This is a genomic window from Sulfitobacter sp. BSw21498, from assembly GCF_006064855.1.
Lineage (GTDB): Bacteria > Pseudomonadota > Alphaproteobacteria > Rhodobacterales > Rhodobacteraceae > Sulfitobacter.
Window position 1 is genome coordinate 2,576,267 of sequence record NZ_CP040753.1, and the last position, 22,348, is coordinate 2,598,614.

At 59.6% G+C, this 22,348-nt stretch carries 25 protein-coding genes; 11 read left to right on the forward strand and 14 right to left on the reverse strand.

Annotated features, from left to right (window positions below):
• Positions 1–45 precede the first annotated feature (45 nt).
• The gene (locus tag E5180_RS12495) at positions 46–1,557 is read right to left on the reverse strand and encodes a PAS-domain containing protein (protein ID WP_138924663.1); all 1,512 of its coding nucleotides are present in this window, start codon (positions 1,555–1,557) and stop codon (positions 46–48) included.
• 122 nt (positions 1,558–1,679) lie between these two features.
• Positions 1,680–3,080, reverse strand: coding sequence for a sensor histidine kinase RegB (regB, locus tag E5180_RS12500; RefSeq protein ID WP_138924664.1), 1,401 nt, complete (start codon positions 3,078–3,080; stop codon positions 1,680–1,682).
• A gap of 93 nt (positions 3,081–3,173) precedes the next feature.
• On the opposite strand from regB, the gene E5180_RS12505 reads away from it, so the two are divergent.
• Together E5180_RS12505 and E5180_RS12510 are read left to right on the forward strand one after the other, a co-directional pair.
• The gene (locus E5180_RS12505; protein WP_138924665.1) at positions 3,174–3,800 is read left to right on the forward strand and encodes an SCO family protein; all 627 of its coding nucleotides are present in this window, start codon (positions 3,174–3,176) and stop codon (positions 3,798–3,800) included.
• Positions 3,801–3,875: 75 nt separating this feature from the next.
• Complete coding sequence (locus E5180_RS12510; RefSeq protein ID WP_138924666.1) at positions 3,876–4,430, forward strand: ActR/PrrA/RegA family redox response regulator transcription factor; 555 nt, start codon at positions 3,876–3,878, stop codon at positions 4,428–4,430.
• A 4-nt stretch (positions 4,431–4,434) separates the two neighbouring features.
• Here the strand turns inward: E5180_RS12510 and E5180_RS12515 are convergent, their stop codons facing one another.
• Both E5180_RS12515 and E5180_RS12520 read right to left on the reverse strand, forming a co-directional pair.
• Positions 4,435–4,920, reverse strand: a complete 486-nt coding sequence (locus tag E5180_RS12515) for a GNAT family N-acetyltransferase (protein ID WP_138924667.1) — start codon at positions 4,918–4,920, stop codon at positions 4,435–4,437.
• Positions 4,920–5,513 carry an HD domain-containing protein gene (locus tag E5180_RS12520; RefSeq protein WP_138924668.1) on the reverse strand — a complete coding sequence of 198 codons (594 nt, stop codon included), beginning with the start codon at positions 5,511–5,513 and terminating at the stop codon, positions 4,920–4,922. Before E5180_RS12520 ends, E5180_RS12515 begins: the two co-directional genes overlap by 1 nt.
• 71 nt (positions 5,514–5,584) lie before the next feature.
• On the opposite strand from E5180_RS12520, the gene E5180_RS12525 reads away from it, so the two are divergent.
• Positions 5,585–5,887, forward strand: a complete 303-nt coding sequence (locus tag E5180_RS12525) for an S-adenosyl-L-homocysteine hydrolase (protein WP_138924669.1) — start codon at positions 5,585–5,587, stop codon at positions 5,885–5,887.
• 108 nt (positions 5,888–5,995) lie between these two features.
• A complete protein-coding gene (gene ahcY, locus E5180_RS12530; protein ID WP_138924670.1) occupies positions 5,996–7,384 on the forward strand; it encodes an adenosylhomocysteinase in 1,389 nt (462 codons plus the stop codon).
• Between the two features lie 63 nt (positions 7,385–7,447).
• Here ahcY and E5180_RS12535 read toward each other — a convergent pair whose 3' ends face one another.
• A complete protein-coding gene (locus tag E5180_RS12535) occupies positions 7,448–8,125 on the reverse strand; it encodes a DUF1045 domain-containing protein (RefSeq protein ID WP_138924671.1) in 678 nt (225 codons plus the stop codon).
• Between the two features lie 249 nt (positions 8,126–8,374).
• Between E5180_RS12535 and E5180_RS12540 the strand changes: the two genes are divergently transcribed.
• Positions 8,375–8,716: a DUF2853 family protein gene (locus E5180_RS12540; RefSeq protein ID WP_138924672.1), complete on the forward strand. Its 342-nt coding sequence runs from the start codon at positions 8,375–8,377 to the stop codon at positions 8,714–8,716.
• A 74-nt stretch (positions 8,717–8,790) separates the two neighbouring features.
• Here E5180_RS12540 and E5180_RS12545 read toward each other — a convergent pair whose 3' ends face one another.
• The 4 genes from E5180_RS12545 to tsaD are packed head-to-tail and all read right to left on the reverse strand — an operon-like array spanning position 8,791 to position 11,531.
• Positions 8,791–9,210 (reverse strand): EVE domain-containing protein, encoded by a 420-nt coding sequence (locus E5180_RS12545; RefSeq protein ID WP_138924673.1) that lies wholly within the window; start codon positions 9,208–9,210, stop codon positions 8,791–8,793.
• Positions 9,210–9,482, reverse strand: a complete 273-nt coding sequence (locus E5180_RS12550; protein ID WP_138924674.1) for a YciI family protein — start codon at positions 9,480–9,482, stop codon at positions 9,210–9,212. Before E5180_RS12550 ends, E5180_RS12545 begins: the two co-directional genes overlap by 1 nt.
• Position 9,483: 1 nt before the next feature.
• Positions 9,484–10,437, reverse strand: coding sequence for an NAD(P)H-dependent glycerol-3-phosphate dehydrogenase (locus E5180_RS12555; protein WP_138924675.1), 954 nt, complete (start codon positions 10,435–10,437; stop codon positions 9,484–9,486).
• Complete coding sequence (gene tsaD, locus E5180_RS12560) at positions 10,434–11,531, reverse strand: tRNA (adenosine(37)-N6)-threonylcarbamoyltransferase complex transferase subunit TsaD (protein ID WP_138925214.1); 1,098 nt, start codon at positions 11,529–11,531, stop codon at positions 10,434–10,436. The genes E5180_RS12555 and tsaD overlap by 4 nt, the downstream gene beginning before the upstream one ends.
• Before the next feature lie 68 nt (positions 11,532–11,599).
• Between tsaD and E5180_RS12565 the strand changes: the two genes are divergently transcribed.
• Entirely contained in the window at positions 11,600–12,304 is a 705-nt protein-coding gene (locus E5180_RS12565) for a uroporphyrinogen-III synthase (RefSeq protein ID WP_254700472.1), read from the forward strand.
• Here E5180_RS12565 and E5180_RS12570 read toward each other — a convergent pair.
• Positions 12,296–13,036 (reverse strand): hypothetical protein, encoded by a 741-nt coding sequence (locus E5180_RS12570; RefSeq protein WP_138924677.1) that lies wholly within the window; start codon positions 13,034–13,036, stop codon positions 12,296–12,298. The two genes, E5180_RS12565 and E5180_RS12570, sit on opposite strands and share 9 nt — an antisense overlap.
• Here E5180_RS12570 and E5180_RS12575 point away from each other — a divergent pair.
• From E5180_RS12575 to E5180_RS12590, 4 genes are all read left to right on the forward strand, one after another.
• A complete protein-coding gene (locus E5180_RS12575) occupies positions 13,035–13,934 on the forward strand; it encodes a COG4223 family protein (RefSeq protein ID WP_138924678.1) in 900 nt (299 codons plus the stop codon). The genes E5180_RS12570 and E5180_RS12575 overlap by 2 nt on opposite strands.
• A 12-nt stretch (positions 13,935–13,946) precedes the next feature.
• A complete protein-coding gene (locus tag E5180_RS12580) occupies positions 13,947–15,458 on the forward strand; it encodes a heme biosynthesis protein HemY (protein ID WP_138924679.1) in 1,512 nt (503 codons plus the stop codon).
• Positions 15,459–15,619: 161 nt separating this feature from the next.
• Complete coding sequence (locus E5180_RS12585; protein WP_138924680.1) at positions 15,620–16,324, forward strand: fumarylacetoacetate hydrolase family protein; 705 nt, start codon at positions 15,620–15,622, stop codon at positions 16,322–16,324.
• A 92-nt stretch (positions 16,325–16,416) separates the two neighbouring features.
• Positions 16,417–16,899, forward strand: a complete 483-nt coding sequence (locus E5180_RS12590; protein WP_138924681.1) for a c-type cytochrome — start codon at positions 16,417–16,419, stop codon at positions 16,897–16,899.
• Positions 16,900–16,962: 63 nt separating this feature from the next.
• Here the strand turns inward: E5180_RS12590 and E5180_RS12595 are convergent, their stop codons facing one another.
• From E5180_RS12595 to E5180_RS12610, 4 genes are all read right to left on the reverse strand, one after another.
• Complete coding sequence (locus E5180_RS12595) at positions 16,963–17,958, reverse strand: P1 family peptidase (protein ID WP_138924682.1); 996 nt, start codon at positions 17,956–17,958, stop codon at positions 16,963–16,965.
• Between the two features lie 68 nt (positions 17,959–18,026).
• Positions 18,027–19,613: an ABC transporter ATP-binding protein gene (locus E5180_RS12600; protein ID WP_138924683.1), complete on the reverse strand. Its 1,587-nt coding sequence runs from the start codon at positions 19,611–19,613 to the stop codon at positions 18,027–18,029.
• A complete protein-coding gene (locus E5180_RS12605) occupies positions 19,610–20,425 on the reverse strand; it encodes an ABC transporter permease (RefSeq protein ID WP_138924684.1) in 816 nt (271 codons plus the stop codon). Before E5180_RS12605 ends, E5180_RS12600 begins: the two co-directional genes overlap by 4 nt.
• Positions 20,422–21,369 (reverse strand): ABC transporter permease, encoded by a 948-nt coding sequence (locus E5180_RS12610; protein ID WP_138924685.1) that lies wholly within the window; start codon positions 21,367–21,369, stop codon positions 20,422–20,424. The genes E5180_RS12605 and E5180_RS12610 overlap by 4 nt, the downstream gene beginning before the upstream one ends.
• A 172-nt stretch (positions 21,370–21,541) precedes the next feature.
• Between E5180_RS12610 and E5180_RS12615 the strand changes: the two genes are divergently transcribed.
• Positions 21,542–21,985 (forward strand): hypothetical protein, encoded by a 444-nt coding sequence (locus E5180_RS12615; RefSeq protein ID WP_138924686.1) that lies wholly within the window; start codon positions 21,542–21,544, stop codon positions 21,983–21,985.
• Positions 21,986–22,348 lie beyond the last annotated feature (363 nt).

A 22,348-nucleotide genomic window follows, 5' to 3' on the forward strand; every position in this document is an offset into this window, starting at 1 on the left:
AAGGATACTTGTCCGCGGTGGTGCGCCGCAAGGCGAAAGCGGGGATCAGGCGTCTTGTGGCGACTTCACGGCGTCAGAATTTTCGATCTCTGCGGGATGTTTTTTCCGCTGGTGAAACCGGATCAGCGTGGCCCCGTCAAGGATCGGTGAGATCAGGCAGGTCAGCTCGGTCCCATCGACAAGATACAGCGGCATGCTCCAATTCAGGCGATCCTCCCTGTTTTCCACAAAGCCCTGTATCTGCTCCCACGGCAGATTGGGCGCCGACCGCCGTTTCCAGACCTGAATAGCATCATGGATGGTGATGTCGGCAAAGGCAGCGTCCGGTTCGACCTTCCAGAGCTCTTGGTAGGCTCTGTTCGAAAACGTCAAAACCCCCGAGGATGAGAATACGCCGATGGCGTCATCCAAGGTGTCCAGCATGGCTTGGCCCTGTTCCAGTTCGGCCTTGAAGCTGCGGGTTTGGGTGACCTGCGCGCTGATGTCTTCGATCAGAAAGGCTGTGGCTCCGTCGGGATGGGGGCGCCCCTTGACCCGAAACGTCTGACCGGACTCCAGCGACCAGATTTCTTCGTAACGGCCATCATGCGCAGCGCTTATCAATTCGGATATGGTATTGCGCCATGACGCATAGTTTTTGGGTTCGGGAATTTTGCGTGTCTCGCGCAGTTTGTCAAAAAATGTCTGGATCTCGGGGCGGGCACTCAGGAACTGCGCCCCAAGGCCGGTCAGGTCGATGAGGGCCGGATTAAACAGGACAAGCTGGTTTTTGCGATCAAAAATAGCGAGCCCGATCGACAGCTGGGCAAAGGTCTTGGTCAGGGTCTGGACAAAGTTGCGCTGTGCTTCTTCGGCGCGGATCAGGGGCGTGATGCATGTCGCTTGGTAACAATTGGTGGTGCGTGACTGGCTATGGGTCACGGCATACCAGTTTTTCGCGCCGGTGGTCTGATCGCGCAGCGCAAGCCGGTGGGTCGCATTGCTGAAGTCCGCAGGGAACAGCGGTCGGCTTTCGATGGCCAGCGTAGGGTGACATACCTTAAAGAGCGCGTGGTAGGCATCATTGTACCACAGCAAACGGTGGTGTTGATCGGTGTGCCAAAGCGGCACAGAAACTTGAGAGCGCACCCGCGACAGCGTGACCTCTGCCTCTGAGCGCAGGTCGACGCCGACGTCTTTGGGATCCAGCACAACGACACGGCACAGGTGTTTGTCCCAATTGATCCGCAGCAATGTCTGAATTTTGGGATCGGTGGCCGCGACAATCATCTGGCCTTCGCCGGTTGAAGGGGGCTTGTCCGGGAACAGCCCGAAACGCGGCAAGATATTGTGATGTAAATCGGGCCATTCATGGTGCCCTGCTTCTAGCGGGCAGAACTGTTGCGCCGCGCTAGAGGCATGCTGCAACACACCGTGGTCGAACAGATAAGACAGCTCTGGCTCGCCCTGAAGGACGGGTTTGTCCCGGCGTTCAGGGCTATTCAGCCAAAGATAGGCGACGTAGCCACTGGGTAGAATGGCCATTATCACAAGCGCGATGTCAAATGTGGAAGCCACGACGAGACTCATTTCCTTAGGGTTCCGCTAAATTAAGCGCCAAAGAGTTAACGGTTTATTAACCGACCCAGAGATCGGCGGGTTTTGTCCGAGGGGGCGCTAACCGTCTATTCGCGTAAGGTTTACCACGAAAACTGTGTATTTTCCCCCGTAGCGCGCGGCGTGTCCCCGTGGTCGGCGTCGATCTTCGCCCGCGGCCAGGTCACTTTGACCACAGCCCCGACGTGCGTTTCGGTGCGCGGTGCGGTTTCGGGCCCATTGGCAAAGCGCAGCTCTGCGCCAGATCGTTCCAGCAGCGTTTTGGCGATGAACAGCCCCAGCCCCATGCCCTCATATTCGGGCCGCTGCGCAGCGTTCGGGTCAGACCGCCGCCGCCGCATGAACGGGTCTCCGATACGGCCAAGGATATCTGGCGGGAAACCGGCACCATCGTCGAAAATCCGGATTGAGATCACGGTATCGGTCCAGTTGGCTTCGACCCAGACTGTCGTTGCCGCAAAATCGACCGCGTTCTGCATTAGGTTGCGCAGCCCGTGGATAATCTCTGGTCGGCGCAGGATCGCGGGCTGGTCGGCGGCATCACCCGCATCAGGGCCAAGGGTAAAGGTAAATGTCTTGCCGCGCATACGGTGCGGTTCGGCAGCTTCTTCCAGAACGGTCATGAACGGGGCCTGACGCAGATGTAGATCGTCTTTGCCTGCACGCCCCATATTACGCAAAATATCGCGGCATCGGTCCGCTTGATCGCGGATCAAGGCCGCGTCTTCGGCCAGTTCAGGCTGGTCTTGCAGCTCGTTCCAAAGCTCGCCGCTGGCAAGCTTGATCGTGGCAAGCGGCGTCCCCAGTTCATGTGCGGCAGCAGCCACGACGCCGCCAAGGTCGGTCAGCTTTTGTTCCCGCGCCAGCGCCATTTGCGTCGCGGCCAAGGCGTCGGCCATCGAATGGATTTCCGTCGTAACGCGTCGGGAATACGCGGTAGAGAACAAAATCGCGATCACCAGCGCAATCCAGATGCCAAAGATAAAGATGCTTGGCAGTTCCAGTCGCCCGCCGTTTTGCGTGATCAGTGGCAAGTGGTACAGCGCCAGCAGCGTCGCCAGCACAATCGCTGTACCGCACAGCACAATGGTCGAACGCAGGCTTAGCGCCGTGGCAGAAATGGTCACAGGCCCCAACAACAGCAGCGAGAACGGGTTATGCAGCCCGCCCGTCAGGAACAGCAGAAACGCCAGCTGCACCAGATCGAACAGCACCATCAGCAGGTTTTCGTATTCAGACAGACGTTTGTTTTCGGGAAAGACCAGAATGGCGATCAGGTTCCCGAGTACCGATACACCGATGGCAAAGTAACATAGCCCCAGTTCCAACTGCAGGCCAAAGATGCGCTGCGCCACGGTGATCGCCGTCAGCTGCCCCGCAATCGCCACCCATCGCAGCACAATCATGGTGCGTAGCCTGATCCAGTTGGCGCGGGCACCCTTGCCCAAGCCTCTCCCCACGGGAATGTCAGCGGCCTGCGTCATCGGCGCACCTTTTCAAAATGTCGATTGCGTTGATAGAGGGAAAGCGTAGGTCTGTGTCCGACCGGGATCAAGAGCGCCTAACCGCGCAGGAGAATGAATATGAGAAGAGTAATGGCAATTGGTGCGGTGCTGGTCGTGCTGGCCTTTCTGGCGGTATCCTTGATGCTCGTCTACCGGTCCGATAGCGACAGCGACAAATACGCGCAGTGCAGGAACTCTGCCGTGGCCGGGGGTGCCGAATTGGGCGGGCCGTTTGAGCTGGTGAATGCGCAAGGCCAGACAGTAACGGACACGGATGTGATCACCGAACCCAGCCTCGTTTACTTTGGTTATACCTTCTGCCCTGACGTTTGCCCGCTGGACGTAGACCGCAACGCCCGCGCCGTAGATGAACTGGAAACGCGCGGTATTTCGGTAACGCCTGTGTTCATTTCTGTCGATCCTGGCCGCGATACCCCTGAAGTTGTTGGGGATTTTGCGGCCAACATGCACCCCAAGATGATCGGCCTGACCGGATCGCCCGCGCAAGTCAAAGCCGCGAGCGACGCCTACCGGACCTACTACAAGGCGCATGAGGCCGAAGACGAAAACTATCTCGTGGATCACTCGACCTTTAGCTATCTGGTGATGCCCGAGGACGGTTTCGTCGACTTCTTTCGCCGCGATGTCCCGCCAGAGCAGTTGGCCGACAAGGTCGCGTGTTTTGTGGACAACCAGTAGAAAATTTGACCTCCCTATGCTCGCGCCACATATCTGGATAAAGTCGGGTACAACATTCAACCAGCGGAGCATGATATGGTTCAGGAAAATACGCTCGACCTAGGCGAGGATCGGTCCCTCCTTCTGGTGGACGACGACGAACCGTTTCTGCGCCGTTTGGCCAAAGCGATGGAAAAACGTGGTTTCGAGGTAGAGACCGCGGGCTCTGTCGCCGCTGGCGTTGCGATCGCCACAGCACGGCCCACGGCCTATGCGGTGGTTGATCTGCGGTTGCAGGACGGCAATGGGTTGGATGTGGTCGAGGTATTGCGCGACAAACGCCCCGATGCGCGGGTTGTGGTGCTGACGGGATACGGGGCCATCGCCACCGCCGTTGCCGCGGTCAAAATCGGCGCGACGGATTATCTGTCAAAACCGGCTGATGCGACTGACATCGTCAATGCGCTGCTGGCCACGGGCGATGACTTGCCGCCGCCACCGGAAAACCCCATGAGCGCGGATCGCGTGCGGTGGGAACATATCCAGCGCGTCTATGAACTGTGCGACAGGAACGTGTCCGAAACGGCGCGTCGGTTGAACATGCACCGCCGGACCTTGCAGCGCATTCTGGCAAAGCGGTCACCGCAATAGGGCGCTAGACGTCGTACCGTTTGCTGATCTTGTCCACGATCTGACCAGACGCAAGTGTGACACCTTGGTCAAAGTGCCAGTCGCGAAATCCGCGGCTTTGGTAATAGGTCAGCCCGCCGTCGTTGTCGGCGCGGATTGTGGCGTTGATCCAGACATAGCCCAGCTGTTCCGCCGCCTGTGCCGTGGCATCAAACAGCGCGGACCCGACGCCAAGACCGGTGCGACCGACCTGCACAAAGCTCGCGATATCGCAGGCCTCGGGTGGCAGGTTAGGGTGCGGGCTGATCCATTGAAAACCGACGACGTTCTCTTGGTCATCCAGCGCCACATGCCATGCGCTTTGGTTGGCGTTGGCGGCGATCCACTCGGTCAGATCCTTACCGGTGACAGGGCGCGTCATCGCGATGGTGCCGCCAATGGTGATAATCTCGTTTAACAGCTGCGCCATGTTGGACGCATCTAGCGCGATAGGGGGGCGGACCTTGACCATCACAGCGCGCCGAGTAAATCTAGGTGGCGCGCGGTGAAATCATTGCGCGTCTCTACCGGCGGGCGCAGCACGATGGACAGCCCCTCCATCACCTCGGGTTTGGGCCGGCCAAAAAGCTTGGACGCTTCGGTTTCGGAAAATCCGGCGATCTGCGTCGCCTCCATCCAGGCGCTGACCTTATCGGCGCGTTTGATCTGCTGCTTGACCGATTTGGGTAGCGCTGCGGGCAGACCAAAGCGGATGTGGATCGCCGCCATCAACCGGTCATCCAGCGCACCGTATTCCGGGCCGACCGCGGCTTTCACCGGAGAGATCATATCCCCGATCACATATTCCGGCGCATCATGCAGCAAGGCGGCCAATCGCCATTTCGCCGGCGCCTTGGGGTTCATCCGCCCGAAAAGGGTTTCGACCAGAAGCGCATGTTCAGCCACAGAATAGGCAAAATCCCCCCGCGTCTGACCATTCCAACGCGCCACAAAGGCTAGCCCGTGCGCGATATCTTCGATCTCTATATCGACCGGCGTCGGGTCCAGCAGATCAAGCCTGCGACCGGATAACATGCGTTGCCATGCACGCGATTGCTGCGCCATTGTGTTGTTCTGCCTTTTTTCACGTGGAACATTTGCGGGTTCATTGTGTTCTTCCCACGAAGGAGAAGATCATGAAACCTGTAATTTCCGCTCTCACAATCGCCCTTGGCCTCGGGACTGTTGCCGCGCCAGCGTTGGCCAACGATGTCTGTATGCCCGCGCAAGAGCTCAAGGCGTCACTGGTGGACTGGTACGGCGAAACACCGGTCGAAGGACAGGATGACAGCGCCGTTCAAATCTGGGCGTCGGACAATACTGGTACATGGTCTGCCGTGAGAACCCTGTCGAACGGGATGGCGTGCGTGACCGCACAGGGTCAAAACTGGATGGCGGGGATGAATACTGATCAAATGGTCGTCGCCTCGGCAGAGTAACCGTTTCGTGTGACGGCGAACCACCACCGTTGAGATCACTCCCCCAAAGTGCTACGGCCCTTTTCAAATATAGAAACATTGCCGATCTTTTGAAAAGGGATGCCCCCGATGGCCAACGATTACATCGTTAAAGACATAAGCCTTGCCGCCTTTGGCCGCAAAGAACTTGATATTGCGGAAACCGAAATGCCCGGCCTGATGGCGCTGCGTGCCGAATATGGCGAAAGCAAACCGCTGTCCGGTTCACGCATCGTGGGCTCGCTGCACATGACGATCCAGACCGCCGTGCTGATCGAAACGCTGGTCGTGCTTGGTGCCGATGTGCGCTGGGCGTCCTGCAATATCTTCTCTACCCAAGACCACGCCGCTGCGGCCATCGCCGAAGGCGGCACGCCCGTGTTCGCGATTAAGGGTCAGTCGCTGGAGGAGCACTGGGACTATCTGGATAAATCCTTCCAGTTCCCCGAAGGCCCGAACCTGATTCTCGACGATGGTGGCGACGCTACGCTTTACATCCTGCTGGGTGCCCGTGCCGAAGCCGGCGAAGACGTGATCTCTGTCCCGACGTCGGAAGAAGAAATCGCGATTAAGGCACAGATCAAAAAGCGGATGGCGCAATCCCCCGGCTGGTTCACCAAAATGCGCGACCAGATCAAAGGCGTGTCTGAGGAAACCACCACAGGCGTGCACCGTCTGTACGATCTGGTGAAGCAAGGCCAGCTGCCCTTCCCCGCGATCAACGTGAACGACAGTGTCACCAAGTCGAAGTTCGACAATAAATACGGCTGCCGTGAATCGCTGGTCGATGGCATCCGCCGTGCCACCGACGTGATGATGGCCGGTAAGGTTGCCGTTGTTTGTGGCTATGGCGACGTTGGCAAAGGTTCTGCCGCATCGCTGGCCGGTGCCGGTGCCCGTGTGAAAGTGACCGAAGCCGACCCGATTTGCGCGCTGCAAGCCGCAATGGACGGGTTCGAGGTGATCCTGCTGGAAGACGTGCTCGACACCGCCGATATCTTTATCACCACCACCGGCAACAAAGACGTGATCCGCATCGAGCACATGCGCGAGATGAAGGACATGGCGATCGTCGGCAACATCGGCCACTTTGATAACGAAATTCAGGTCGCCGCGCTGAAGAACCACAAGTGGACCAACATCAAAGAACAGGTCGACATGATCGAGATGCCTTCGGGCAATCGTCTGATCCTGCTCTCCGAAGGGCGCCTATTGAACCTTGGCAATGCCACGGGTCATCCATCGTTCGTCATGTCCGCCTCGTTCACCAACCAGGTGTTGGCGCAGATCGAACTGTGGGAAAACACCGGTAAATACGAAAACCAGGTCTATATCCTGCCCAAGCATCTGGACGAGAAAGTCGCGCGTCTGCACCTTGATCGTATCGGTGTGAAGCTGACCCAATTGAGCAGCGAACAAGCCGCCTATATCGGCGTCACACCCGAAGGCCCGTTCAAGCCGGAACACTACCGCTACTAAACCGGCGTAATTCGTCTGATAAAACGCCGTCTGAACAGTTGTTCAGGCGGCGTTTTTCATTTGTCATCCCCCAAGGGCAACGCGTTCAATTTCGTGGAAACGCCCATCGGAATCCTCACCACATAGGGTCAGGCTGTCGATGACAAAGGGGGCGGGAATATCTGTCCCTAAATAGTGCTGCAGAGCCGTTTTGACGGGCGTAATTTGATCGGGCGCTAGCGGGCCCGTAAGGGTGATGTGAAACCGGAAATACTCCATAATATGCGGGTATCCGTAGTTTTTAAGGTAAATCCGCTGCTGGTCGGTGAGGTAGGGCGCGTTCTTGCGGGTCAACTCTGCCTCGGACAAAGGGGCACGGAACGCATCCAGCACGACATTGGCCGTGGCCGCAAGACTGCCAAGCGCGGTGGTATCCCCCTGCGGCACCAGCGCCAGAAACCGCCCGATCTGCGACAGCGCCAACCCGTCAAGCTGTACCGGTGCCTGACCTTTGCAAAAGGTCGCAACGCCCTCGGCGAGCTGCGCTTCGGTCGACGCCTTTGTCAGCTCAAACGGGGCTTTGACTGTGCCGTGCAGCCCGTATTTTCGTGGCCGGTCGGTCAGTTTGGCAATGTCCAGATCGTCAATGGCGGGATGCTCGACAGGTATCCCAGCCTGCAGGTCCCAGCCCAACCACGCTGCACCCCGCTGGGCAAAATCCCCCGGGCGCGGCGTATAATAGATGGCATATCGCTTGAACATTCTCGGTCCCTCCACTCGCTTAACCTATGCGTCTAACAGCGCAGTATGACACCTTAAAGTTAGGGGGCACCCGATTTTCGGTAGGGTTTTTGAATGCCCCTGAACAGCTAAGCTGCGGGCGCACTGGTTGTGCCGGAAACGGCGCAGGACCAGTGTTGCGGGAAAAATTTCTTTCGAACGCGCCAAAACCGCTCTAGGCTTTGACCCAAGGCCGGAGCTACCGGTCACATCAACGGTTGGAGACACCCTATGGGCAAGAGAGACGAATGGATCGAAAAATACGCTGACGATCTGAAAACGAAATGCGGCATGACGCCGGACATGGGCCTGCTGACAAAGGTGACCATCGGCTGCGGTCCGTCGATCTATAACGCCGACGCCCAAACCATCGCCGCGTCGCAAGAAAGCGAGCTTGAACTGGTAAAAGCCAACTTTCTGATGAAAAAGCTCGGCCTCTCTGACAGCCCTGACCTGATGGATGCAATCCATAAGGCCGTCGAAACCTACGGTAAGTCCGAGCGGAACAAATACCGCGCAGTGGTCTATTATATGCTGACCAAACACTTCGGCAAAGAATCCGTTTACGGGTAAGTTCTAGTGAATTGAATATGAAACGCCCGCTTTGCCAAGCGGGCGTTTTTCATGTCGAAATCCCTTGATAGGGTCTAGCTTTGGGTGTTCCCCATAGCGCAGATCGCGGTCCATTGTTCCGGCGTGACAGGTTGCACTGACAGGCGCGGGCTTTTAACCAAGGGCATATCGTCGAACCGGCCATCGGCCTTGATATCGTCCAGTGTCACAGGTGTCTCAAACGGGCGCAGGGCTTTGATATCAACACATTCCCACCGCGCATCCTGGGTCGAACTGTCCTGATGTGCTGCGGCACAGACTTCGACAATGCCGACAATCGCGCGTTCCCCTTGCGAATGGTAAAAGAACCCCAGATCGCCGACCGCCATCTCTCGCATAAAGTTACGCGCCTGATAGTTGCGCACGCCGTCCCATTCCTCGCCCGCCGCGCCTTTGGCGACCTGATCTTGCCAGCCCCAGGCCGAGGGTTCGGATTTGAACAGCCAGTAGGCCACTACCCGATCACCCGGTTCCAAGGGATCAGCTGCACATCGGCGAACAGCCCTGCTTTGGCATAGGGGTCATTGTCGGCCCATTCCTGTGCTGCGGCTTTATCTGCCACATCCAGAATGACCAAAGACCCGATCATGTCACCGGTATCATCCAGCAGCGGGCCGGCTTGGGCCACGCAACCAGTGGATTTCAGATAGTCGACATGGGCGGGGCGGTTTTCCTGACGCACGGAAAGCGCGCCAGCTTTGTCTTTGGCAATAAGGGCAACCAACATGTTATTCTTCCTTTAAGGGGCGGGTCAAAAGCGCTTTCATCGCGCTTGCCACATCTAAGCGGTTCTCGACCAGACCTGCAACGGCGGCGGTGATCGGCAGGTCCAGCCCGTTGTCTTGCGCCAGCGTATCCACGGCGCGCGCGGTGGCCGCCCCTTCGACGGTGGTGGCGCTGTCAAAGGGTTCCCCCCGGCCCAAGGCAAGCCCCAAACGGTAGTTCCGCGACTGGGTCGATGTACAGGTTAGTGTCAGATCGCCAAAGCCGGAAAGCCCCGCCAGCGTCACGGGATCGGCATGGTGATGCGCGGCAAGCCGCTGCATCTCGGCAAAGCCGCGGGTCATCACGGCGGCGCGGGCGCTTTCGCCCAGACCGGCCCCGATTGCGGCACCGCAGGCGATCGCCACGACGTTCTTGAGCGCCCCGCCCAGTTCGGCACCCACAGTGTCAGAGGTGCGATAAAGGCGCAGGTTTGCCGTTGTTAGGCTCTGTTGTAGAGCCGCACAGGTAGGCTTGTCGGCACAGGCAATCGTCAACGCCGTGGGTAACCCCCTTGCGATATCGGCGGCAAAGCTGGGTCCGGTGAGGATCGCAGCCGTGGCATTCGGCAGCACCTCGCGGATCACGGCGACAGGGCCTAGACCGGTGTTCAGTTCGATCCCCTTGCAGCAGGCGACGATGATCTTGCCATCCAGCGCTGTGGCGTTCTCGGTCAGAAAACCACGCAGCTTTTGCATCGGCACCGCCGCCAGCAAGGTCTGGGCCTTGGCGGCTTCTGCCAGATCCTCGGTGACGAACAGCCCCTCGGGCAGCGGGCAACCGGGCAGGCGGGCGGTGTTCTCTCGGCTTTGCCCCATGCCTTGCGCATCCCTTGCCCACAGGGTCACCGCGCCCTTTCCAGCCAAAGAAATCGCCAACGCGGTGCCAAAGGCGCCTGCGCCAAGAACAGCAATGCTCATGCTTTCGCTCCTTTTTTGCCACTGCCCAACATGGCGGGCTGGCTTGTGTCCAGCGGCCAGCGCGGTCGGGCCGACAGGGTCAGATCATCGGGGCCGCGCAGCTGGCTTTGTTCAATCGCGGCAAAGGCTATCATGGCGGCGTTATCCGTACATAATGACAGCGGCGGCGCGATAAAGGCGCAGTCTAATTCACGTGAAACAGTCTCTAATCCGTGGCCTATTGCCTTGTTCGCAGCGACACCACCCGCAACGCACAGGGTCCGCACGTCAGGCGCGTGATCCAGATATTTCCGCAACGCGCGGCGGGTCTTTTCGGCCAGCACGTCGGATACAGCCGCTTGGAACCCTGCGGCCAGATCGGCCTGATCCTGAACGCTCAACCCGCCCTTTTGTTCAATGACCTTGTCGCGGGTGCGCAGCACGGCGGTTTTCAGCCCCGAGAATGACATATCGCAATCGGGCCGGTCCAGCAGGGGGCGCGGCAGGGCAAAGCGTTTGGGGTCCCCCGCCTTGGCAGCCTGTTCAATCGCAGGCCCGCCCGGTTGCGGCAGCGAGATCAGGCGTGCAACTTTGTCAAAGGCTTCGCCCGGTGCGTCGTCGATGGTGCCACCCAGTCGTTCAAACCGGTCCGGCCCATGCACTAGCAGAAACTGGCAATGCCCGCCCGATACCAGCAGCATCAAATAGGGATAGGGCACATCATCGGTCAGCCGTGGCGTCAGCGCATGGCCGGCCAGATGGTTCACCCCGTACAGCGGTTTGCCCGTCGCCGCCGACAGCCCCTTGGCGCACATCACCCCCGACAGCACGCCGCCAATCAGCCCCGGCCCCGCCGTCACGGCAAAACCGTCAACATCTGCCAAAGACAGATCGGCCTCGGCCAGCGCCCTTTCCACGCAAAGGTCCAATTTTTCCGCATGGGCTCGTGCTGCGATCTCGGGGACGACACCGCCAAAAGAGGCATGCAATTCGGTTTGCCCCACCACGACAGACGACAACACCCGAGCGCGCTGACCCGGCATCTGGCGTACCAGCGCGGCGGCGGTATCGTCGCAGCTGCTTTCCAATCCAAGAAGTAACATGGCTGTTTCCATTGCAAGGGTGACAGGGGGCAAGTAACACCTTGGGGCATGTGGAACAATCCTTGGGGCCATACCGAAAGATGACAAAACCGGCGTTGATCCTGACCCGCCCTAGCTTGGCCTGCACCCGCTTTGCGCAAAGCCTGTCGCCCAAGCTGCTGCCCCGGGTAACGCTGGTGGTCAGTCCTTTGCTGCAGATCGAACCGGTTGATACGCCTGTTGACCTTGACGGGGTCGGTGGGGTGATTTTCACCTCGGCCAATGGCGTGATGCATGGGCCTGATGGGGACGGGGTCACGGCCTATTGTGTGGGCGAGATCACGGCAGAGGCCGCCACAGCACGCGGATGGCGGGTGCAATTTCACGCCCCGGATGCAGCGCGGTTGGTACCCATGCTGGTTCAACACGGCCCCGCGACGCCGCTGCTGCACCTGCGCGGCACCCACCAACGCGGGGATGTTGCCGATAAGCTGACGCGGGCCGGTCTGCCGACGCATGTTGCGGTGCTGTATGATCAAAAGGCGGTGCAGCTGACCGATGCCGCGCAAGCTGCACTGGTGGGCGGGGCTCCGGCCATCGTGCCGTTATTTTCCCCGCGCACCGCAGCCCAATTTGCCGATCAGGTGCCCGATATGGCGAATGCGATCATCATAGCCCTCAGCGATGCAGTGGCCGAGGCGTTGGGGCCCAGGGAGGTTCGACAATTGCTGGTCGCAGCTGAACCAACTGCCACGTCACTGCGTTTTACGCTTGAAACTGCGGTGGATTGGAACAGGTTAGCTTGAAGGTCGGCCTATATGCCGTCTAAGGTTCATGAATACGTCTGATATCAGGTCAGAATCGGAAAGGTTTTTAAGCGTGGCGAAAGCGAAAACACCAAATTCAGGTGACGACACCCCGAAGACATCTTCGACATCGCGGGCGTCTGCTGCCGCCGCCAAGCCGAAGACGACTGCCAAAAAAACCGGATCACCCGCCGCGGCGAAGACGACGGCATCCACGTCGACATCTTCGACAGCCAAACCCAAGCCCGCGGTCAAACCATCGCCGGCCAGCGCGGCGACGCCTGATAAAACGACGCCTGATAAAACGGCGACAGCTAATACGGCTAAGGATACATCGACGGGCAAGGCGGCGGGCGTGACAGCGATGCCTGACGACACACCGTCGACCTCTGCAAAAACAACACCCACCAAGGATGTGACCACACCCCCCCCCGCGACAACAAAAGCGAGCGACACACCCGCCAAGGCACCCTCGGCCACCGCTGCAGCGTCCAGTGCCACAAGCTCTACCAGATCCGAAACGACGCCAAGTGATACAAAACCCGATCTGAAAAACGTGAAACCGGACACAGCAGCAACCAAACCGGCGACACCCGCGTCAAAGCCCGAGAGCGCAAAACCTGCAACCCCCTCCAGCGCTGCGACAGTGAAACCTGCTGAGACGACCAAGACGCCGCCGCCCGCGTCCCACAAGGCAGAGCCTGAAAAGCGTGGCGGTGTCTTTTGGCCCATGCTCTTTGGCGGGGTCATCGCCGGCGGGATCGGCTTTGCCGTGGCGGAATATGATGTACTGGAACAAGCTGGCCTGCGCCCCGCAGATACCACGCAATCTACCCTGACAGATACGCTCGCCACGCAAGAGGCCCGGATCAAGGCGCTGGAAGAAGCCGGCCCCGTCGCAGCGCCCGCCGATGACGCAGCCCTGCAAGAGGTTCAAGCGCAGGTCGCTGATTTGGCGACACGTGTTGAAGCGCTTGGAAATCGTCCTGCGGCAGAGGCAGCAGCCCCCGTCGATACCTCGGGCTTTGAACAGGAACTGGCCGCGCTGAAATCCTCGGTCGAGACGCAGCGCGACGAAATCGAACGTTTGCTGGACAACGCGCTTAGTGTTGAAGAAGCGACCGCGCAGGCCGCACAGGCTGCGACGTTGCAGTCTGCTTTGGGACGGATCGTATCGGCTGTTACCACAGGCCAACCGTTTGAAGCCGAGATCGCAGCGCTTCAGGAAAATGGTATTCAGGACATTCCCGCCGCGCTTGCAGATAACGCCGCGACGGGTGTTGTCACGGGTGCCAACCTACAAGACCGCTTTCCCGATGTGGCCCGCGCGACGCTTGCAGCGGCACGTGCCGCGACCCCAGAGGCAGACGGCGGCGGTATTGGTGGCTTCTTTAAACAACAGTTGGGCGCGCGGTCGGTAGCACCCCGTGACGGGGACGACGCTGATGCCATTCTGTCCCGTGCCGAAGCTGCCATTCGCGACGGGCGCCTAGACGAGGCGCTGGCCGAGGTGAAAGCCCTGCCGCCAGAGGCCCAGGACCCCATGTCCGATTGGCTCGCCGATGCGCAAGCGCGGCAGGATGCCCAAGACGCTGTACAGACATTGACACAACGCCTGACGGCGAACTGAGGAACCTGATTTATGCTTTGGTCACTGATTAAGATCGTTGTGTTCGTTGCGGTGATTGCCGCCATCACTTGGGGCGCATCGTTCCTGCTGGAAAGCTCGGGCGGGTTGCAAGTGACTGTGATGGGCACCGAATACAACTTTGGCCCGCTGCAATCCGTGATCGCGGTGGTGCTGCTGGTTGTCGCCGTTTGGATCTTGCTCAAGATTTTTGCGCTGCTCGTTGCGGTTTGGCATTTCTTGAACGGGGACGAAACGGCGCTGTCGCGTTATTTCGACCGCAACCGCGAACGCAAGGGATACGAGGCCCTGTCCGAAGGGTTGATGGCGCTGGCCAGTGGCGAAGGGCGTTTGGCAATGGCCAAGGCCGCAAAGGCAGACAAATATCTTGAACGTCCTGACCTGACAAACTTGCTGATTGCGCAAGCTGCTGAACTGGCAGGTGACCACCGCAAGGCGGAAGAAACCTATCGCAAGCTGGTGACCAACGAACGCACCCGTTTCGTCGGTGTGCGCGGCATCATGAAGCAAAAACTGGCCGAAGGCGACACCGAGACAGCGTTGAAACTGGCCGAGAAAGCCTTTGCCATCAAACCGAAGCATGCGGAAACCGGCGATGTACTGCTTAAGCTCCAAGCAGAGAAGGAAGACTGGGCCGGCGCACGTCAAACGCTGAACACCAAGCTCAAGAACGGTCAGATGCCGCGTGATGTCCACAAGCGTCGAGACGCCGTGCTTGCCCTGTCCGAAGCGAAAGACATCATCGCCGAAGGCAACAGCATCGAAGCACGCGAAGCCTCGATCGAAGCGAACCGTCTGTCACCCGATCTGATCCCTGCGGCCGTGATGGCCGCGCATGGGTACATCGATCAGGGCAAACCGAAATACGCGGCCCGCGTGCTGAAAAAGGCATGGAGCGTGCAGCCGCATCCCGATATTGCCGGTGCTTTCGCCGCGATCCAGCCGGATGAAACGCCGAAAGAGCGGCTGAAACGCTTTACCGCGCTTACACGCGTGCAGCCGGACCATCCTGAAACTAAGATGCTGCTGGCAGAGCTGAACATCGCCGCCGAGGATTTCCCGCAGGCGCGCCGGTCTTTGGGCGATCTCGTCGAAACCGATCCGACGGCCCGCTCGGTCACCCTGATGGCCGCCATCGAACGGGGCGAAGGCGCGTCGGACACAGTCGTCAAAGGCTGGCTGGCACGGGCACTGACGGTGTCGCGCGGCCCGCAATGGATCTGTGACAACTGCCACCACATTCACGCAAACTGGAAACCGATCTGCGAAAACTGCCACAGCTTCGATACGCTGGCGTGGAAAACGCCGCCCATGTCCGAAGTCGCGATGCCCGGCGGCGTGCAGATGCTGCCACTGATTGTGGGCGCGCTGGAGGACAACTCCGGTGCCGATGCAAAGCCAGCCGTCGCCACACGCGCCGATATCGAGGATGCAGAGCTGATCGACGATGCGCCAGCAGGCGCGGTTGATCCGGCTGAAGAACCAGTCGTGCAACCCGAAAAATAGCGCATTGGCGTCATGGCAATTCTGACAAAGGCCGGCACATTGAGTGTCGGCCTTTTGCGTGGTGACAGGCCCTACCGGGCGTTTTGGTGTCTTATCTGGTGACGGCGCCTGCGCAGGGGCGTATGCAGGGCAGTAACACGATAAACCAAAGGATATGCACCATGCCCGCTGATGATTTCGTATTTCTCCCTGCCCCTCAGGCCAGTCTGGCGGTGCAGGGCACAGACGCCCGCTTTCCCATTCGCCGGATTTTTTGCGTAGGCCGCAACTACGAGGCGCATGCCCGCGAGATGGGCAACGATCCGACCCGCGAGGCACCGTTCTTTTTCACCAAACCTGCCGACGCCGCGCTGGATGCGCCCTGCACGATCCCCTACCCGCCCCAGACAGAGGATCTGCACCACGAGATTGAACTGGTGATCGCCATTGGCAAAGGCGGGCGCAACATCGCCGAGGAAGACGTGATGGATCACGTCTGGGGGGCCTCTGTCGGGATCGACCTGACACGCCGCGATCTGCAGGCCGAGGCAAAGAAAGCAGGGCGCCCATGGGATTGGGGCAAAGCGTTCGACAACTCCGCCCCGATTGCGCCGCTGAAACCCATCGCCGATGTGCCATCGATTGAACAGGGACGCATCTGGCTGGCTGTGAACGGGACGGTACGGCAGGACGCCGATCTGGCAGATCTGATCTGGTCGGTGCGCGAACACGTGGCGATCTTGTCGCATTCCATGTCGCTTGCACCGGGTGATATCATCATGACGGGCACACCTGCCGGCGTTGCGGCCCTTGTCGAAGGGGATGTCGTGACCGGCGGTGTGGACGGGATCGCGACGCTTGAGGTCACGATAGGCCCACGCGCCTGAAACCCCAACATCGCCCCGCGAAAACAGGCCCCCGTTGACATATGGGAGCCTGAGCTAGGTTAAACGATGATGAATGAATATGGGAAATCGCAATGAAATATCTTTATAGCGCACTACTCGCCACCGTGATCGCGGGTCCGGCACTGGCAGACAGCCACAGCATGGGCGACGTCGAAGCCGGCGAAAAGCAGTTCGGCAAATGCAAAGCCTGCCACATGATCGTCGACGACGCAGGCGAGACGATCCAGCGGGGCGGCAAGGTCGGTCCGAACCTTTTCGGGATCATCAGCAAGCAGGCGGGCACCGTCGAAGACTATCGCTATGGTGATGATTTGGTCGCTGCCGGCGAAGCAGGCCTGATCTGGGACGAGGCCAACATGGCCGAATATCTAGTCAATCCGACCGACTTCCTGCGCACCACGCTGGATGACAAAAAGGCGCGTTCGAAAATGTCGTTCAGAATGCGCAAAGGCGGCGAAGACGTCGCGGCCTATCTCGCAACTTTCTCGCCCGAAGCAGAAGCAGAAGCAGATGCGCCAATGGCCAAGGATGCCGAGGCCGAGAAAACTGAATAAGCGGCTCTAACCCGCGTAAAAGGCCCGCGTTTCCAAATGGAGACGCGGGTTTTTTTATGCGTATCAGCTGTTGAGGTCCGACCAGCAGGGCAACAGATCGCCCGCTGCTGGCGTGGCAAAATAGGCTGCTCGCGCAATGGCCCGCGCCAGGCACAGCGACGCGGCATGGCCGATCAACGGCAGGATGCTCTCGGCGACCTCATGTGCCGCCGTGCTTAGGCCAAAGACAAGATCACCGTCATAAGGCGTGTGGGCAGGCACCGTCGCACGCCCGATCCCGTCATGGGCGGCAACAGATATGCGTTGGCATTGTGCCTTTGTTAGAGTCGCATTTGTGGCAACAATCGCGATGGTGGTATTTTCACGCGGCGACATCGAAGCCATCTTGCGGCTCTCCATCGTCATCCCAAGCCCCGTTGCAGGGTCCGTGCCCCTACCGCCAAATTCGCCATTCACCTCAAAGGGGGCGGCATAGAAATACTTGTCGCCGGGCGTGGTAACCGCGCCCACCGGATTGGCCGCGACCAGCGCGCCCACTATCGTGCCATCGGGTAACTCTAGCGAAGCTGATCCAAGCCCGCCCTTGACCATCGCACTCAGCGCACCGGTGCCGGCACCAATGGTGCCAAGGTTGAAGTCCTCGGTCGCGGCGTCATAGGCCGCACGCCCCAAGGCGCGGTAGGGGTTATGTTCCCACGTCTTGTCGCCGCCGTTGAGCAGGTCAAACAGAATCGCCCCCGGCACCAGCGGGATCGTGGCGTCGCCCAGCCGGAACCCGCGCCCCGCAGCGCGCAGCGCGTCGACCACGCCCGAACAGGCATCCAGCCCGTAGGCAGAGCCCCCCGACAACACCAGCGCATCCACCGCCGCAACAGATTTATCAGGGGCGAGCAAATCCGTCTCGCGCGTGCCGGGGGCACCGCCCATCACATGCACTGACGCGGTAAAAGGCGCATCCGCCAGAAGCACCGTCGTGCCTGATTTCAGCGTGTCATCCTGCGCGTTGCCCACACGCAGGCCGGGCACATCGGTGATGAGATTTCTCGGTCCGGGTTTCATAACGCTGTGCCTTTGGTTGGTGCGGGACGCGCCGCGGGGAGTTTATTTGGCAAAATGAAGCTGGGGCATCACAGGTCCGGCAAACGTGGCGCGGCGGCGAGGAGTTTTTGAGTGTAGGGGTGCTGAGGGTGGTCGAAAACATCGGCGGTGGCACCTTGTTCGACGATCTGGCCGGATTTCATCACCAGCACGCGATCCGTGATCGTGCGCACCACAGACAGGTCATGGGAAATGAACAGGTAAGTCAGGTCATAGGCGCTGCACAGCTCTGCCAGCAGATCAAGAATTTGCGCCCGCACAGAAACGTCCAGAGCGCTGACCGCTTCGTCAAAGAGGATCAGGTCAGGGCGGATAATCAACGCACGGGCAATGGCGATCCGCTGGCGCTGGCCGCCCGAGAATTCATGGATATATTTGGTCGCATCATCGGGGGACAGGCCCACGGCGGTCAATGCATCGGCGATGGCGTCGGTTCGGGCGCTGCCGCTTGGGGGGGCTGGCAGCAGGTGGAAAGGTTCGGTGATCAGCCGGTCGACACGGTGGCGCGGGTTGAAGCTACCGAACGGGTCTTGAAACACCACCTGCATCTTGCGGCGCACATCAAGGTTGGGTTTGGTGCCGCTATAGACCGCAGTGCCGTCGAGTGTGATGCTGCCCGATTGCACGGGCTCTAGACCCAAAAGCGCCCTTGTCAGGGTCGATTTACCGCATCCGCTTTCGCCCACGAGGCCCAGACGTTCGCCCCGTTGCAGCGTAAATGAAACATCATCCACCGCGCGGAAACGCCCCGGTTTGCCGAACAGCGTCTTGCGTGGCAGCGCGTAGTCGCGGCAGACGTTTTGCACGCTCAGCAGGGGGTGCGGCGCCGGGGCTGGCGGCAGCGTCACGCTGTGGTTCGAGGCGGTAAAAAGCATCCGCGTATAGGGGTGGCGCATGGTTTGCAGCAAGGTCTGCGTGGCACCCTGTTCGACGATCTCGCCTTTACGCATCACGACGATCCGATCCGCCATATCAGCTACCACAGCCAGATCATGGGTGATCATCAACAGCCCCATACCGTCGTCCCGCGCCAGTGATTTCAGTAGATCAAGGATCTGCGCCTGCGTCGTTACATCCAGCGCGGTGGTTGGTTCATCTGCAATCAGCAGACGGGGGCGCAGCGCGATGGCCATGGCGATGACCACCCGTTGTCTTTGCCCGCCGGATAGCTCGTGGGGGTAGCGGGCCAGCGGAAAGCGATCGTTGGGCAGGCCGACCCTTTCCAGCGTTTCGGCCGCCCGCTTGGCTGCGGCTTGGCGAGACACGGTTTTGTCATGGATGCGAATGGTTTCGGCGACCTGATGTCCGATGGTCTGCACGGGGTTTAGCGCGGTCATCGGTTCCTGAAACACCATGCCGATGTCATTGCCGCGGATTGCGCACAGCTCGGGCTCAGGCAGGGTCAGCAGGTCTTGGTCGCCCAGCATGATATGGCCGCGCGCAAGGGTGCCTTTGGGCAGCAACTGCATGGCGGCAAGGGCGGTCATGGATTTGCCGGAGCCGCTTTCGCCGGTCACGGCCACGATCTCTCCAGCATCGACGGACAGGGTGACATCATGCAGGATGTCGAACCGGTGGATCGCCAGCGACAGGTTGGTGATACTCAGCAAGGTCATTTACGGGTCACCCGCAGCCGTGGGTCCAGTGCATCGCGCAGCCCGTCGCCCATCAGGTTCAGCCCCAGCACCGTCAGGATAATCGCAAAGCCGGGCACCAGCGCCATATGCGGCGCGATGCTGACCATGGTTTGCGCGTCGGCCAGCATGCGGCCCCAGGAAGGTGTCGGCGGTTGCGCACCAAGCCCGACATAGGACAGCCCTGCCTCGGCCAGAATACCAAGGCTGAACTGGATCGTGCCCTGCACGATCAGCAGATTTGTGACATTGGGCAGGATATGTTCGACCGAGATCCGCGCCGCGGATTTGCCAGCGACCCGCGCGGCGAGAATGAACTCACGCTCCCACAGACTGAGCGCGGCACCGCGGGTGATGCGGGCAAAGACGGGGATGTTGAAAATACCGATGGCGATGATGGCATTGATCGCGCTGGCCCCGAAGATCGCCGTGATCAGGATTGCGATCACCAACGAGGGGAAGGCAAAGACCAGATCATTCCCGCGCATGATGATTTCATCCACCAGTGACCCGCGTTTGGCCGCCGCCCAAAGGCCAAGCGGCACGCCAAGCCCCATTCCGATCCCCACAGCCACCAGCGCCACCGCGATAGAGGTGCGCGCCCCGACCATAATCATGCTTAGGATATCGCGGCCAAAGTGATCGGTCCCCAGAAGGTGCGCCCCGCCCACCCCTTGCAGTTTGTTCGGGATATCCATCCCCGTGTGCGAAAACGGCGTCCAGACAAAGGACACAACTGCCGACAACAGAAAGACGGATGTAAGCAGCGCGCCAAGGATCAGGTTCCGATTCATGCGCGCGCCCTAAGACGAGGATCAACGGCGGCATAGGCCAGGTCCACTAGGAAGTTCACCAGAATGACCGAAAACACGAGCAGCATGACCACAGATTCAACCACGATCAGATCCCGCGCCGAGATAGATTGAAACACCAGCCGTCCGAGCCCCGGCAGATAGAACACTTGTTCAATGATGATCGACCCCGCCAGCAAAAACGAGAATTGCAGGCCGATGATCGTCAGCACCGGGATCAGCGCATTGCGCAACCCGTGACGCCACAGCGCCTGCCGTTCGCTCAGCCCCTTGGCGCGGGCGGTGCGCATGTAATCTTCGCCCAAGACATCAAGCAGTGCAGACCGCATGACCCGCGCTAGAATTGCAGCTTGGGGGAGGGCGAGTGCGATGGCGGGCAGGGTCAGCCCATGCAGCCCCGTCAGCACGCCCTGATCCCAGCCAATAAAGCCACCGGCGGAAAACCAGCGCAGATTGATCGCAAAGATCAGCACGAGGATCATCGCGAACCAGAAATTCGGCACCGCGACACCCAGCTGCGTGGCTCCCATGACACCGACATCGCCTGCTTTGCCGCGCCGCGCCGCCGCATAGATACCCGCTGGAAACGCGATCAGCGTCGACAGCCCAAGTGCATAGAGCGCCAGCGGCAGGGATACCCAAAGTCGCGCGGCAATCATGTCGGAGACCGGGGTGCGGTAGGTGTAGGAGGTGCCGAAATCTCCCTGCAGCAGCCCACCGACCCACGCAAGATAGCGTGCCGGTTTCGATACATCGAGCCCAAGCTCACTGCGCAGCGCGGCAAGGGTTTCAGGCTGTGCGTTCATCCCCAGCATAAAGGAGGCCGGATCACCGGGGGCAATTTCGATAACGGTAAAGATCACCAGCGATGCAACAGCCAGGCTGATACAAAGCGAGAGCAAACGTTTGAGCAGATACCGGATCATGAGGCCGAAGGTAGGCGTGCAAATCAACAGCGTCCAGCGCAGAAAAACCTTTTTAAGGCGAACGGGTTACCGCGCGCTCTCTTTTTGGTGAAGCGATTGGATCTCCAACTACGGAACCAATTCGCGCTTCACGGGGTTAGTCAACCAGAAACGAGAAATTAGGAGCTTATCAATGACCAATACATTTAAAACACTCGCCATCGCTGCCCTTATGGGTACAGTATCCGCCCCGGCCTTCGCAGCAGCACACGCCAGCCCTCTGATGACCTGCGCTGAATTCAATGAACTGTCGAAAGACGATCAAATGATGGTGGCATCGGCCGCGATCGCAGAGATCGACGATGGTGACAACGGCGGCTCGATCGGTGGTAGCGAGCGTGACGAAGACACAACAACAACCGTAACGGCTGCCGAAGCAACAGATGACGAAGCTGAGAAAGACTCAATCGTTGATGAAAACTCGGCTAACGCAGCAACCGGTGGCAACACCGCCGAATCCAACATGACGGCTGAGCCAATGGACGAAGCCGCGATGGAAAGCTTCTTGGTTGTATGTAACCAGAACCTTGACGCAACAGTCGGCGAAGCCGCTGCTGGTCTGCCAGGCGACAAATAAAACATAGCCCCTTAGGGTATTTTCCAAGGCGGGTGCAGTGATGCGCCCGCCTTTTGCGTGTCTGGCATACGTATATCAGGCCTTAGGCCGAGCTGCGGGTTTGCTCACGCGTGGTATCGATGCCGACCGTGTCGGGGTTCTGGCGAGCAAGTGAACCGAGGGAGGTCTTGGATAGATATGGAGCAATGCGTCCATGAGGCGTGGATTAAACCGAAATAGGCAACAATGATACCGAACCGCGCCGCGAGCGTACGTGCCGAGCCTAACGCCTAAAATTCGCCTAAAATGCGCGGTGCTTGGCGATATGACCGGATTGGACAAAGAATAGGGCAACATCCTGCCGGGCAAGGCTGGTCTGCCTTG